The organism is Nocardia sp. NPDC003979 (assembly GCF_053605015.1).
In genome coordinates, this window is sequence record NZ_JBSGIJ010000001.1 from 156073 (window position 1) to 169254 (window position 13182).

At 67.5% G+C, this 13182-nt stretch carries 14 protein-coding genes; 9 read left to right on the forward strand and 5 right to left on the reverse strand.

The window, feature by feature from the left end:
* Positions 1-101: 101 nt before the first annotated feature.
* Positions 102-1124, forward strand: coding sequence for an alpha/beta hydrolase (locus ACWEVR_RS00585; protein ID WP_067491167.1), 1023 nt, complete (start codon positions 102-104; stop codon positions 1122-1124).
* A gap of 183 nt (positions 1125-1307) precedes the next feature.
* A complete protein-coding gene (locus ACWEVR_RS00590; protein WP_452465262.1) occupies positions 1308-2546 on the forward strand; it encodes a TetR/AcrR family transcriptional regulator in 1239 nt (412 codons plus the stop codon).
* Here ACWEVR_RS00590 and ACWEVR_RS00595 read toward each other — a convergent pair.
* Positions 2529-4028, reverse strand: a complete 1500-nt coding sequence (locus tag ACWEVR_RS00595) for an aldehyde dehydrogenase family protein (RefSeq protein WP_452465263.1) — start codon at positions 4026-4028, stop codon at positions 2529-2531. The two genes, ACWEVR_RS00590 and ACWEVR_RS00595, sit on opposite strands and share 18 nt — an antisense overlap.
* Positions 4029-4242: 214 nt before the next feature.
* On the opposite strand from ACWEVR_RS00595, the gene ACWEVR_RS00600 reads away from it, so the two are divergent.
* From ACWEVR_RS00600 to ACWEVR_RS00610, 3 genes are read left to right on the forward strand one after another with little or no spacing between them, the layout of a single operon-like run.
* Positions 4243-5244: a daunorubicin/doxorubicin resistance ABC transporter ATP-binding protein DrrA gene (locus ACWEVR_RS00600; RefSeq protein WP_067491227.1), complete on the forward strand. Its 1002-nt coding sequence runs from the start codon at positions 4243-4245 to the stop codon at positions 5242-5244.
* A gap of 5 nt (positions 5245-5249) precedes the next feature.
* Positions 5250-6053, forward strand: a complete 804-nt coding sequence (locus ACWEVR_RS00605) for an ABC transporter permease (protein ID WP_452465264.1) — start codon at positions 5250-5252, stop codon at positions 6051-6053.
* A complete protein-coding gene (locus ACWEVR_RS00610) occupies positions 6050-6877 on the forward strand; it encodes an ABC transporter permease (RefSeq protein WP_452465265.1) in 828 nt (275 codons plus the stop codon). Before ACWEVR_RS00605 ends, ACWEVR_RS00610 begins: the two co-directional genes overlap by 4 nt.
* 40 nt (positions 6878-6917) lie before the next feature.
* On the opposite strand, the gene ACWEVR_RS00615 is transcribed toward ACWEVR_RS00610, so the two are convergent.
* Genes ACWEVR_RS00615 through ACWEVR_RS00630 form a run of 4 tightly spaced genes read right to left on the reverse strand, consistent with a single transcriptional unit; the run spans position 6918 to position 10756 of the window.
* Complete coding sequence (locus tag ACWEVR_RS00615) at positions 6918-8081, reverse strand: lycopene cyclase family protein (RefSeq protein ID WP_452465266.1); 1164 nt, start codon at positions 8079-8081, stop codon at positions 6918-6920.
* 60 nt (positions 8082-8141) lie between these two features.
* The gene (locus ACWEVR_RS00620; protein ID WP_452465267.1) at positions 8142-9305 is read right to left on the reverse strand and encodes an ABC transporter permease; all 1164 of its coding nucleotides are present in this window, start codon (positions 9303-9305) and stop codon (positions 8142-8144) included.
* 52 nt (positions 9306-9357) lie between these two features.
* Complete coding sequence (locus ACWEVR_RS00625) at positions 9358-10230, reverse strand: ABC transporter ATP-binding protein (protein WP_452465268.1); 873 nt, start codon at positions 10228-10230, stop codon at positions 9358-9360.
* Positions 10231-10279: 49 nt separating this feature from the next.
* Positions 10280-10756, reverse strand: a complete 477-nt coding sequence (locus ACWEVR_RS00630) for a hotdog fold domain-containing protein (protein WP_452465269.1) — start codon at positions 10754-10756, stop codon at positions 10280-10282.
* Between the two features lie 449 nt (positions 10757-11205).
* Here ACWEVR_RS00630 and rpsJ point away from each other — a divergent pair, with 449 nt between their 5' ends.
* From rpsJ to rplW, 4 genes are read left to right on the forward strand one after another with little or no spacing between them, the layout of a single operon-like run.
* Entirely contained in the window at positions 11206-11511 is a 306-nt protein-coding gene (gene rpsJ, locus ACWEVR_RS00635; RefSeq protein WP_003938093.1) for a 30S ribosomal protein S10, read from the forward strand.
* A 14-nt stretch (positions 11512-11525) separates the two neighbouring features.
* On the forward strand, positions 11526-12191 hold the full coding sequence (gene rplC, locus ACWEVR_RS00640) for a 50S ribosomal protein L3 (RefSeq protein ID WP_067491154.1): 666 nt from the start codon (positions 11526-11528) through the stop codon (positions 12189-12191).
* Entirely contained in the window at positions 12188-12862 is a 675-nt protein-coding gene (gene rplD / locus ACWEVR_RS00645; RefSeq protein ID WP_067491153.1) for a 50S ribosomal protein L4, read from the forward strand. The genes rplC and rplD overlap by 4 nt, the downstream gene beginning before the upstream one ends.
* Positions 12859-13164, forward strand: a complete 306-nt coding sequence (gene rplW / locus ACWEVR_RS00650) for a 50S ribosomal protein L23 (RefSeq protein ID WP_019045018.1) — start codon at positions 12859-12861, stop codon at positions 13162-13164. Before rplD ends, rplW begins: the two co-directional genes overlap by 4 nt.
* The last annotated feature ends 18 nt before the right edge of the window (positions 13165-13182 follow it).

Consider the following 13182-nt stretch of genomic DNA (forward strand, 5'->3'; position numbering starts at 1 on the left):
CCCGGGAAACCGGGTGCGGACCGAGTCGGAATTCGAGACGAAGCGAAGGTGCGAAAGTGATCCGTCGGCACACCCGGCGTCGTGGCCTCCGAGCCGCGGCGATGATCGCGGCAACGGCAGTGGCCGCCGGACTGTTGTCCGGCCTCGGCATCGCACCGGCTTCGGCCGACCCGATCATCGATTCCAAGAGCCTGCTCGCCAACCCGGTCTCCGAGGACGGTTCCAAGATCGTCAAGGCCGAGGTGAAGGATTCGCGCAGCCTGCGGTTGCACGTGTACTCGGCGGCCATGGACCAGAACATCATCGTCGACGTGCAGCGGCCCGCCGACGCCTCGGTCCCGCGCCCCACCCTGTACCTGCTCAACGGTGCGGGCGGCGGCGAGGATTCGGCGTCCTGGGTCGCCAAGACCGACGCGCTGGAATTCCTGTCGGACAAGAACGTCAACGTGATCCAGCCGATCGGTGGCTCCTGGAGCTACTACACCGACTGGATCAAGGACGACCCGGTCGTCGGCCGCAACAAGTGGAAGACCTTCTTCACCGAGGAACTGCCCCCGCTCGTCGACGGCGCGCTCGGCACCAATGGTGTGAACGCCATCGCGGGTCTGTCGACCTCCGGCACCACCGTCCTCGCGCTGCCGATCGCCAAGCCCGGCCTGTACAAGGCGGCCGCGGCCTACAGCGGTTGCGCGCAGACCTCCGACCCGGTCGGTTCGGAATTCGTGAAGCTCACCGTCGAGACCTGGGGCGGCGGCGACACCATGAACATGTGGGGTCCGCAGGGCTCGGAGGAATGGGTCAAGAACGACCCGTACGTGAACGCCGAAGGCCTGCGCGGCGTGGAACTCTACGTCTCCACCGGCAACGGCCTGCCCGGACCGTACGACACCCTCAACGGCCCCTACGCGCTGCCCGGTGCCTACGGTCTGGCCAACCAGATCGTCATCGGCGGCATCATCGAGGCGGGCACCAACTACTGCACCAACAACCTGGCCAACCGGCTGAAAGAGCTGAACATCCCGGCCACCTTCAATTTCCGTCCCAACGGCACCCACTCGTGGGGCTACTGGCAGGACGAGCTGAAGCTGTCGTGGCCGACGCTGGCCCGGGGTCTCGGCCTCTAAGCTCCCCGCGATTCCACCCGAACCGTCCCGCTCGCACCGCCGCGAGCGGGACGGTTCACGTTTGCCCGACTTCGTCACGCCGTTTGCGAATTGTGGTTAACTTAGGTTGACTGGTCCAGCGCCGTTGCCGGACGGCGCCGAGCCGTCGACGACGGTTCGCGCAACGGGAAGTGAGCAACGTACATGGTCGCCGATCGCAGGGAGTCCCACCGCGGCCCCGAGCAGGCGACCGCGCAGGCCAAGGTGGTCCGCCGCAGGCCGAAGGACCGCAAGATGCAGATCATGCGCGCCGCCGCCAGGGCGTTCAGCGCGCGCGGCTACTACCCGGTCGGCGTCGACGAGATCGCGGCCGAGGTCGGCATCTCCGGCCCCGCGCTCTACCGGCATTTCGCCAACAAATACGCACTGCTCGTCGCCGCCGCCGAAGAGGGCGCGCGTGGGCTGCGCGATGTGGCGAAAGCGGCCGATGACCCGGCGCTGAGCCCGCACGACCGCCTCGACGCGCTGCTCACCGCCGTGGCCGAGCACAATATCGACATCCGGCGCGAAGCCGGTCTGTACCGCTGGGAACGTCGTTACCTCGAGCGTGAGGACCGTGTCCGTATCCGCGCGTTCTACCGGGAACTCGAGGCGATGGTCGCCACGCCCATCGCGGAACTGCGACCCGACGCGAGCCCCGAGGACATCACGCTGCTCGCCGTCGGCGCACTCAGCGCCCTGGCGAGCATCGCCGCGCACCGCACCACACTCTCGCATTCGCGCATGCTCGCCCTGCAGCTCGACATGGCCTGGTCCATCGTGCGCGCCGACCTGCCGCCCGCACCGGCGCCGGCCGAGCCGGACAAGCAGAATCGCGGGCTGCCGGTGACATCGAAACGTGAACAGCTGCTCACCGAGGCGATCCGCATCTTCGGCCGCAACGGCTACCACGAGTCGGGTATCGAGGAGATCGGCGCCGCCGTCGGCATCAACGCCTCCAGCGTGTACCGCCACTTCGACAGCAAAGCCGACCTGCTCGCCGCTGCCTTCCACCGTGCGGGCGACCGCCTCGCCGTGGGGATCAGCGAGGCGCTCGCGCAGTCGAACGACCGCGCCGACGCCGCCCGTCGCATCGCCGACGAGCACGCCCGCCTCACCTTCGCGACGCCGGAGATCATGCCGGTGTACTACGCCGAATTCAGCAATCTGCCCCAGGCCGAACAGCATCGGCTGCGCGCGATCCAGCGCCAGAACATCCTCGAATGGGCCAACCTGCTCGACGGCGACCCGATCGAGGCGCGGTTCCGGGTGCACGCCGCGATCGGTCAGATCATCGACGTGGGCAGGCTGCTGCGCTTCGACTCCCGGCCCGAGCAGCTCGCCCGGCTCGGCGCGCTCACCGGTGCGGTGCTGCTCGGCGGGCAGTCAGCGCCCGTGGCGTAACCGGAACGCCGCCTTGGCCAGGCGCAGATGTCCCGGCCTGCGATCGAACGTCGACAGGCGCACCGGCGCGCGGAAACGCCTGCGCGCGATCGACATCGTCCGGCTGAATTCCTGCAGACCTTGCTGACCGTGGCTGTGCCCCTGCCCGTATTCGCCGACCCCGCCGAACGGCAGGGCCGGGATACCGGTGAACGCGGTCGACGAATTCACCGTCACCACACCGACTTTCAGCTGGGCGGCGATGAACTCGGCGCTGACGATATCGCGGGTGAACACGGTGACGGCGATGCCGTTGCCCGCCGCGTTCACCCGGGTCACCGCGTCGGCCAGATCCGACACCCGGTTCACCACCAGCACCGGGCCGATGCCCTCGCCGGTGATCGCGATGCTCTCCTCCGGCACCTCGGCGAGCACGATCGGCTCCACATACGGGTCGCGGAAGGAGTCGAGTCCGCCGAGCACGGCATGCCCGCCGCGGGCGATGGCATCGCGCACCTGAGAGCGCACCACGTCGACCTGATCGGCATTGATCATCGGCCCGTAGGCGGCGCGGTTGTCGGCGCCCGGCCGCAGCCTGGCGGCCCGGTCGGCGACGCGGGCGAGGAAATCGTCGAAGACCGAGTCGGCGACATAGCAGCGCTGGATGCCCGAGGCGTTCTGACCGGAATTGGCCATGGCCCCGAACACGGCGGCCTCGGCGGCTTCGTCGAGCGCGGCGTCGACGTGCACGATCATGCTGCCCTTGCCGCTGTGCTCGACGACCACCGGCGTGAGCGAGCGCGCACACTGCGCGATCACCTCGCGACCACCGGCCTCGGGACCGGCGTAAGCGATCTTGTCCACCTCCGCACCGCACAGCGCGGTCGCGGTGCGCGCGTCGCCCGTCACGGCCTGCAGCACCGGATAGTCGGGTACCACGCGCGACCAGCTCGCTGCCAGCCACAGTCCGACGCCGGTGGTGATCTCGTGCGGTTTGAACACGACCGTGTTCCCGGCGGCCATGGCGTAGGCGATGGAACCCATCGGCGTGAACACGGGGTTGTTCCACGCACCGAGCACGCCGATCACACCGAGCGGCAGATAACCCACCGACGCGTATTGATTGCGGGTGAACCAGCCCGAACGCAATCGTTTGCGGCCCAGTGCGCGTTCGGCGTTGCGGGCGGCCCAATCCAGATTCTCCACCGCGAGCATCACCTCGAGCGCGGCATCGGCCTCCGGTTTACCCGTCTCGTTGCGCAGGATCTCGACCAATTCGCCACTGCGCCTGGCGATATGGCTGCGCCAATCCAGCAGCAGGCTGCGGCGTTCACCGAAATCCAGTTCCCCCCACCAGTTCTGTGTCGCCCTCGCGGTGCGGACCGCGCGCGTGACCTCGGCGCCGCCCTGCACCGGATATTGCGCGAGTTGTTCGCCGGTGCGCGGATCGAACGACATCAGCAGATCGGTACGGCCCGGCAATGCGGCGGCCGATTCGGCCATGGTCACCTCCCTCTACCCGGATGCCAGGGTATGGGCGTGTCGTCGCGGCGACAAGGAATCGGACCGAATCTCCCCGGGCCTGCCGGAGTACCGACCCGGAAAATCCCCGGACCGGTAACATCGCGCCGAACGGTATGGATCACTTACCGGGAAGAAAAATTCCGTGGCGCGCACCCGTTCGATCGGCGCCGCCGCGGCCGATGGTGGAGAGTTGATGCCGAGTTCTATCTCAGTGGATTCGCCCGTGGGTGGCGTCGCGTCGCACGGCGGTGAGCCCGCGGTGCTCGTTTCCGACGTGCGCAAATCCTTCGGCGACGTGCACGCGCTGCAGGGCATCAGTTTCCAGGCCGAGAAGGCCAGCGTGCTCGGGATCCTCGGCCCCAACGGCGCGGGCAAGACCACCACGGTCAAAATCCTGTCCACGCTGCTGCGCCCCGACTCCGGCACCGCCGTCGTCGCCGGGCACGACGTGCTCACCGACGCCGCGGGCGTGCGCCGCTCGATCATGATGACCGGCCAGTACGCCGCGCTCGACGAGAACCTCACCGGGCGCGAGAACCTCGAACTGTTCGGTCGCCTGATGGGCCTGACCAAGTCGGCCGCCCGCAAGCGCGCCGAGGTGCTGCTCGAGGAATTCGACCTGGTCAGCGCCGGTAAAAGGGCCGTGCGCAACTACTCGGGCGGTATGCGTCGCCGCGTCGACATCGCCTGCGGGCTGGTGGTCCGCCCCGAGGTGGTGTTCCTCGACGAACCGACCACCGGGCTCGACCCGCGCAGCCGCCAGGGCGTGTGGGACCTGGTGACGGCGCTGAAGAACCAGGGCATCACGGTGCTGCTCACCACGCAGTACCTCGAAGAAGCCGACGTGCTCAGCGACAACATCATCGTCATCGACAAGGGCACCGTCATCGCCGAGGGCACCGCCGACCAGCTCAAGGCCAAGACCGGCGGCAGCTACTGCGAGATCATCCCGCTCGACCTCAGCCGCATCGCGGCCGCCGTGCAGGCCCTCGGTGACCTGGTCCCGGCCGCCGTCGCCGCCGAGATCGCGGGCGCCGACAAGCTGTCCATCCCCGCGCCCGACGGCGCGGCCACCCTCGCCGAGGCGCTGCGCAGGCTCGACAACGCGGGCATCGAACTGGCCGACATCGCCCTGCGCCGCCCCTCCCTCGACGACGTGTTCCTGTCGATCACCGGTCATTCGGGCGGCCACTAGTGAGCGTGTCCACCCCCGCGGCGAAGGGGCTCTTCGCCGACCTACCCGCGGTGCACCAGAGCAGTTTCGCGCAGTGGCGCGCGCTGACCGGTCGCATCGTGCGGACCATGGCGACCAAGGGCGAACTGATCGTCGCCGTGCTCACCCCGCTGGTGGTGACCGTCGCGTTCTACCTGCCGCTGCGCTACGTGATGAAGGTGCAGGGCATCGACTACGCGCAGTACGTGATGCCCATCATCGTGCTGCAGACCATGGCGATGACCATGATGTCGAATGCCCAGCTCGCGGCGTTCGAGGCGCTCACCGGGTTGAGTACCCGGCTGCAGACCATGCCGATCGGGTCGCTGGTTCCGCTGATGTCGCGGATCTGCGCCGGTCTGGTCCGTTCGCTGGTCTCGCTGGTCGCGACCGTCGGCTACGGCTACCTGATCGGATTCCGGTTCACCGGCGGCGTGGTGCAGGCACTGGCGTTCTGCGGGTTCGCGCTGGCGGTCGGCGTTGTGCTCACCCTCGGTGCCGACGCGCTGGGCAGCCTCACCAAGAACCCCGAGGCGCTCAGCCAGGCACTCACGCTGCCGATCCTGATCTTCGGCATGATGTCGACCGGCTTCGTGCCCGAGAGCAGTTTCCCCACCTGGGCGCGCGGGTTCGCCCGCAACCAGCCGATCTCGCAGTTCGCGCAGACGCTCAGCGACATGGCCGCGGGCCAGCTGTCGTGGGCGGGTACCTGGGTGTCGCTGGTGTGGCTCGGCGTCGCGGCAGTTGTATTCCTCCCACTGGCGGTGTGGGCGAGTGTGAGGCGATCATGACGACAACGGAAACGGCGGCCCAGCTGCCGGTGGTGCACGCCAAGCCGGAGAGCTCGGTGTCGGTGTGGTTCAGCCACAGCCTCATCCAGACCAAACGACTGCTGATGGTGTGGTTGCGCGACCCGTCGACCACCATCCAGACCATCGCCTACCCGGCCGTGACGCTGCTGATGTTCCGCATCGTCCTCGGTGACTCCATCACCGCCGCGACCGGCACACCGAGCATCTACGGCCAGGCCGCGCTGCTCACGCTCGTCGCGGCGATGACCGGTGCGGTGGTCAGCGCCCTCGGCTTCAAGCGCGAGAAGGCCTCGGGTCTGCTCAGCCGCTTCTACACGATGCCGCTGAACAAGGCGTCGCTGCTCACCGGGCGGCTGCTGGCGGAGGCGCTGCGCATTCTCATCACCACGGTGATCGTGCTGTTCGTCGCCGTACCGCTGGGCTTCCTGTTCATGGAGGACCCGCTCACCAACGTCGCCCTGGTCTGTGTTCCGATCCTCTTCGGGCTCGGCTTCGCGGTGATGGTGACGGCGCTGGCGACCATCACCGAGGGCGTGATGCTCATCAGCCTGATCGGCATCCTCAACACCCTGCTGATGTTCTTCAACACCGGCTTCGTCCCGATCATCGCCTACCCCACCTGGTTGCAGACCGTGGTCGCGAACCAGCCGATGAGCTGCGCGATCGACGCGATGAAGGGGCTGTCCTACGGCGGTCCCGTCGCGGACCCGCTGCTCAAGACGGTCCTGTGGACGGTGGGGATGATCGCGGTGTTCGCCTATCCGGCCATCCGCGGCTACAAGAAGGCCGCCGAGACCGCGTAGTTCTGTGGAAGGCCGCGCCGTTGCAACGGCGCGGCCTTTCTCATGCCGGTTCCGCGAACGGGTAGTCGACCCAGCGGTTGCGGTTGGTCCAGCCGACCAGGTCGTAGCGCCAGCGGAACGGCCAGGTGTGGGCGACGGTGTTGAACAGCACCGCGCCGAGGGCGGTGTAGTCGTCGTGGGCCGACAGCAGCGCGCGCTGGCCGCGTTCGGATTCGGTGAAGAACGCATCGAACATGGCGATCGACTGGTCGGTGGTGAGTCGGCCCAGGCCCCACAGGCCGCGCATCCGCATCCAGTACACCGCTCGCGCCTGCCACGGCCACAGCGCCTCGACGGGGTCGGTGCCCTGTTGCACGGCCGAGACGGCGGTGTCGATGAGGGCGAGGGAATCGGCCACGCTGTAGCCGGTGCACGGGTGCATCATGCCGCCGCGGGAACCGAACGGGATCGCCGCCGCGGCGCCCTTCTTCGGTGGCGGCTGGTCGAGCGGGTAGTGGGCGGCCTCGTGCGGTTCGTCGCCGGTGAGCCGAATGCCGTGGGCGGCAAGACGATTCACCGTCCGCTTGCGCAGTTCGTGCTGGGGCATGCCGCCGCGCAGGCCAAGGCTCGTCTCTTCGAAGATGACGGTTCCGTCGCCGAGCGGCACCGCGTACAGGAACGACGGCGGTTCGTCCGGGCCCGCACCGTTCTCCGGTCGCCAGTCCAGCAGCAGGCCCTCGCCGTCACCGACCATCGGCGCCGCGGTCGCGGCATCGACGAAGATTCCGTGTGCCGACGCCGCCCGCCGCTTGCCGAGCGTCGGCAGCCCACGGGTGTCGAACACCGTGCCCGCCGAGATCACCGTCCCGTCGGCCAGCTCCACCTCGTGCTGGTCCACCCGCCCGGCCCGCTGCGCGAACACCGTCGCGTCGTCGAGCGCGAGCGCCGCGTGCAACCCCGCCTTCGACAGCACACAGTAGGCCCGCTCGATCCGATGCTCGGTCTTGGTCCACACCACCGGCGCCGCGATCCGCTGCGCGACAGCACTCTCGGGCAACCAGCCCGGCAACTCGTCCACCCAGCACGAGAACGTCGGCGGAAACAACCGCTCCGGCCGCGGATCCACCGCCGCCACCCGCAACCCGGCCACAGCAGCCCGATGCGCCAACCCCCGCCCAGCCGGCCCCAACCCGACCACGCAAATATCGAACTCCCGCACACTCACCCCCGCATTCAATCCACACCCCACACCCGGGCGCAAGGAGACGTGACCGGTGTCCCGGTGTCAGTCCTCGAGGGCGAGGGCCTGGCGGAGGGTAAGGCGGCCCTGGGTTTGCATGAGGGAGCGGCGGTAGATCTTTTCGGCCACGATGACGATGGCGTAGGTGGCGGCGGCCATCAGGGCCAGGGCGATCAGGGGTTCCCACCAGGCGGCGGTGCCTTCGGCCAGACGGCTCGGCATGGCGATGATCGAGGTGATGGGGACGTAGGAGGCGATGACGCGGGCGGTTCCGGAGAGGAAGATGCCCGCGAACAGCACGATCATGATGAGCGTCGACAGGGGAGTGGAGGTGGACTGCAGGTCCTCGCTGCGCGTCGACAGGGAGCCGGCTACCGCCCACAGGCTGGCCAGGGCGAGGAAGCCGACCACGAAGAACACGATGAACCACCCTGCGGCACCGGCGATCCGGGCGAGCTGGTCGGCCTTGCCGAGGAAGACCAACCCGCCGAGCCCGGCCACGACGAACAGCACGAGCTGTCCGAACGCCAGCACCGCGTTACCGACCACCTTGCCGATCAGCAACTGCCGTAACGGGATCGCGCTCGCCAGGATCTCGACGATGCGGTTCTGCTTCTCCTCGATCACACTCTGCGCGATCGACATCCCGAACAGCAGTGACGCCAGATAGAACAGGAACGCGAAGACGAACGCGACGATCTTGGCCAGACCCGGATCGATGGCGTTCTTCTCCAGCAGCGTGTAATCCACATCGGCGCCCTGGGCGAGTTCGTCCATGGTGACCCCGGCAGCGGCGGCATTGCGCTGCAAGGCCAATTGCTGGGCGGCGGCGGTGATGTAGGTGGTCGCGTCGTCGTTCTCGGCGGTCTTGCCGATCAGCTGCCAGCCGTCGGGCTCGCCGGCGACCAGGCCGACATCGACCGCGCCGTCGCGAACCTGCTGTTCGACACCTGCACGGTCGGCCACGGCATGACCCGTGAAGCTGACGTCTCTCTCGGCCCCCAGCTCGTTCGCCCGGTCGAGCACCACTACGCCGGCCGTGCCGGTGATCGCGACATCGACCTTGTCGGGCCTGCTGCCGAGGAATCCGCTCACCGCCACCGAGGCGATGATCGCCACGATGGTCACCACCGTCGAGATCACGAAATTGCGATCCCGCAGCTTCACCACGATCTCGCGCGCGGAAACGATCCGCCACACCCCGCTCACGCGGCACCTCCTCGGCACGCCGCGATCACGCGATCCGCTGACTCCGGCCGCATCACGCCGTCACCTCCCGGTAGATCTCGGCAACGGTCGGCCTGACCTCGGTGAACTCACGCACCGATCCACGCGACAACGCCTCTTTCAAGATGGCATCGGTCTCCGACGCTTCGAAAACCGCACGCCCACCGTCTATTTCAGCGGATCGAATCCCGGGATGGGTCCGTAACCACTCCGCGTCACCGTCGACGACGAGCCGATATCGCAACCCGCCGGCGGAGCGGAGCTCGTCGACCGACCCCTGCCCGACCACCCGCCCCGAGGACAGAATGACGAGCCGGTCGCACAACCGCTCGACCAGATCGAGTTGATGCGAGGAGAACAGCACCGGCACACCCTTCGCCGCGTACTCCCGCAACAACTCCACCATCGAGTCGACGGCCAGCGGGTCCAGCCCGGAGAACGGTTCGTCGAGAATCAGTGCCGACGGCTCCGCGATCACCGCGGCCGCGATCTGCACCCGCTGCTGATTGCCGAGCGACAGCGACTCGAGCTTGTCCTTGGCCCGGTCGGCCAACCCGAACCGGTCGAGCAGGCCGAGCGCACGGGTCTTGGCCTCCTCGGCGGGCACAGCACGCAAGCGTGCGAGGTAGACGAGCTGGTCGAGCACCGGTTGCTTGGGGTAGAGCCCGCGTTCCTCCGGCATGTACCCGAAGGAGCGGCGATCCAGGGCCGTCACCGGCCGCCCGTCCCAGCGGACCTCGCCGGACTGCACGGCGAGCACGCCCATGATCATCCGCATGGTCGTGGTCTTGCCCGCCCCGTTTCCGCCGACGAACCCGGTGAGCACCCCCGGCGCCACCGTGAACGACACGTCGTCGACCGCGACCTTGTCGCCGAACCGGCGGACCACATGCGCGACTTCCAGCATCGAATCTCCCCGTCTGTAGCCGTGCTCACAACCGTACCGGCCCAACGGATTACCGGGGCGTGACCCAGGTGGTGATCTCGGCGTGCACCACCTCGACGCCGTCCTTGTCGAAGATCGACACCGGCACCGTCAGCTCGCGCCCCTCGGTGATCGCCGCGAAATCGGGGATCTCGGCCAGCTTCGCCACCGCGCGCAACCCCGACTCGGCCTTCGCCAGGTACTGCACATTCATGGCCTTGGGGATCCAGCGATGGCTGGTCGGCACCGTCGCCTCGCTCAGCATGCCCATCGCCACCTCGGCCAGATTGCACGCGGCGATGGCGTGGAAGGTGCCGAGATGATTGTGGATGCCGAACCATTTCGGCGAAGTCACCTCGCACAGGCCCGGCTCGAGCCGCACCACTTGCGGCAGCACCGTGCCGAAGTAGGGGACCCGGGCCACCATCCCGAGTGAGAACAGCGCGTGCCCGATGCGATTGTCGGGCAGCTTCTTCCAGCCGCGGTACGTCGCGGTTTCCTGTGCCATCCCCGTATCTTACTCAAAAGTAAGATACGGGGGAAGCCCACCTGACCAGCGCCGGTGACCCGCCAGCTACCATGGTCGAGCACAGTCCGATCAGTGACCGATGCCTCATGCCCCCCGATTTGAAGAGCCTTGTCGGCATGGTGCATACTGTTCGGGTTGCCTTGCGCAGGATCGTCGCCCTTCGGGGCCGACGGGTCGAGCAGGGCAGGCAGCAGTTGTGTATCCCACCGGTTCGCCGGTGTGGATACGTTCGGGACCACGTTGTAGCAAAAAGGGCGACACGCCCGACCGCGTGGACCGGAGAACCATGACAGATGAACAGCGGCGAGGACTGGGCGGTGCCCGGTGGCGATCTCGAAACCTCACGTGTGTTCGGGCTGTGCAAATGAGGGTGGTGCGGGAGCTTGCTCCTGTGACCACGAAGGAAAGCGGAGAAAAGGACACTTAGCGTGGCGGGACAAAAGATCCGCATCAGGCTCAAGGCCTATGACCACGAGGCGATCGATGCGTCTGCGCGCAAGATCGTGGAGACGGTGACCCGCACCGGCGCCCGTGTGGTCGGGCCTGTGCCGTTGCCCACCGAGAAGAACGTGTACTGCGTCATCCGTTCGCCGCACAAGTACAAGGACTCGCGCGAACACTTCGAGATGCGTACGCACAAGCGCCTCATCGACATCCTCGACCCGACGCCGAAGACGGTCGACGCGCTCATGCGCATCGACCTGCCGGCCAGCGTCGACGTCAACATTCAGTGACGGGGACTCGAGATATGACTGACAACAAGAACCGGCCCGCAGCCGGCATCCTGGGCACCAAGCTCGGCATGACCCAGGTCTTCGACGAGAAGAACCGCGTCGTCCCGGTCACCGTCATCAAGGCGGGCCCGAACGTGGTCACCCAGATCCGCACCGTGGAGCGCGACGGCTACTCGGCCGTCCAGATCGCTTTCGGCGCCATCGACCCGCGCAAGGTGAACAAGCCGGTTTCCGGCCAGTTCGCCAAGGCCGGTGTCACCCCGCGCCGCCACGTCACCGAGATCCGCGTCGCGGATGCCTCCACCTTCGAGGTCGGCCAGGAGCTTTCCGCCGACGTCTTCGAAGAGGGCACCTACGTCGACGTGACCGGAATCAGCAAGGGCAAGGGCTTCGCAGGCACCATGAAGCGTCACGGCTTCAAGGGCCAGGGCGCCTCGCACGGTGCGCAGGCTGTGCACCGTCGCCCGGGTTCCATCGGTGGCTGTGCCACTCCCGGCCGCGTGTTCAAGGGCATGCGCATGTCGGGCCGTATGGGTAACGACCGCGTGACCACGCAGAACCTGTCGGTTCACAAGGTCGACGCCGAGAACGGCCTGCTCCTGGTCAAGGGTGCCATCCCCGGCCGCAAGGGCAACGTCGTGATCGTCAAGAGCGCCGTGAAGGGTGGTGCGCACGCATGACCAGCCTCGAGAAGAAGGCCAACCTGACGCTGACCGTTAAGGCTGCAGGCGGCAAGACCGAAGGCACCGTCGACCTCCCCGCGGAGATCTTCGACGTGACCGCCAACGTCGCGCTGATGCACCAGGTCGTCATCGCGCAGCTGGCCGCCGCTCGCCAGGGCACCCACGCCACGAAGACTCGTGGCCAGGTCTCCGGTGGTGGCAAGAAGCCTTACCGCCAGAAGGGCACCGGCCGCGCCCGCCAGGGTTCGACCCGTGCGCCGCAGTTCGCCGGCGGTGGCACCGTCCACGGCCCGCAGCCGCGTGACTACAGCCAGCGGACCCCCAAGAAGATGAAGGCCGCCGCCCTGCGCGGTGCCCTGTCCGACCGGGCCCGCAACGAGCGCATCCACGTGATCACCGAACTGGTCTCGGGTCAGACCCCGTCGACCAAGGCCGCGAAGAGCTTCCTGTCCGAGCTGTCGGACCGCAAGAAGTTCCTCGTCGTCGTCGGTCGCGAGGACGTCGCCGCGTGGAAGAGCGTGGCGAACCTGCAGAACGTGCTGCCGATCGCCCCGGATCAGCTCAACACCTATGACGTCCTCAACAGCGACGAACTGGTGTTCAGCGTCGAGGCCCTGAACGCGTTCGTTCACGGTCCCGCCGAGGCGGCCCAGGAGGAGAGCAAGTGAGCACCATCGCCGACCCCCGCGACATCCTGCTCGCACCGGTCATCTCGGAGAAGTCCTACGGACTGATCGAGGAAGGTACCTACACCTTCCTGGTGCACCCGGATTCGAACAAGACGCAGATCAAGATCGCCGTCGAGAAGGTCTTCGGTGTCAAGGTCACCAGCGTCAACACCGCCAACCGTCAGGGCAAGCGCAAGCGGACCCGCTTCGGTTACGGCAAGCGCAAGGACACCAAGCGCGCGCTCGTGACCATCTCGGCCGACAGCAAGCCCATCGAGATCTTCGGAGGCCCGGTCGCGTAAGCGGCTGGCGATCCAGAA

Coding starts and splice junctions, on each gene's coding strand:
- ACWEVR_RS00590 (WP_452465262.1), top strand. CDS start 1,308: ATGGTCGCCGATCGCAGGGAGTCCCACCGCGGCCCCGAGCAGGCGACC.
- ACWEVR_RS00630 (WP_452465269.1), bottom strand. CDS start 10,756: ATGGCACAGGAAACCGCGACGTACCGCGGCTGGAAGAAGCTGCCCGAC.
- ACWEVR_RS00625 (WP_452465268.1), bottom strand. CDS start 10,230: ATGCTGGAAGTCGCGCATGTGGTCCGCCGGTTCGGCGACAAGGTCGCG.
- ACWEVR_RS00585 (WP_067491167.1), top strand. CDS start 102: ATGATCGCGGCAACGGCAGTGGCCGCCGGACTGTTGTCCGGCCTCGGC.
- ACWEVR_RS00610 (WP_452465265.1), top strand. CDS start 6,050: ATGACGACAACGGAAACGGCGGCCCAGCTGCCGGTGGTGCACGCCAAG.
- ACWEVR_RS00595 (WP_452465263.1), bottom strand. CDS start 4,028: ATGGCCGAATCGGCCGCCGCATTGCCGGGCCGTACCGATCTGCTGATG.
- ACWEVR_RS00600 (WP_067491227.1), top strand. CDS start 4,243: ATGCCGAGTTCTATCTCAGTGGATTCGCCCGTGGGTGGCGTCGCGTCG.
- rplD (WP_067491153.1), top strand. CDS start 12,188: ATGACCAGCCTCGAGAAGAAGGCCAACCTGACGCTGACCGTTAAGGCT.
- rplC (WP_067491154.1), top strand. CDS start 11,526: ATGACTGACAACAAGAACCGGCCCGCAGCCGGCATCCTGGGCACCAAG.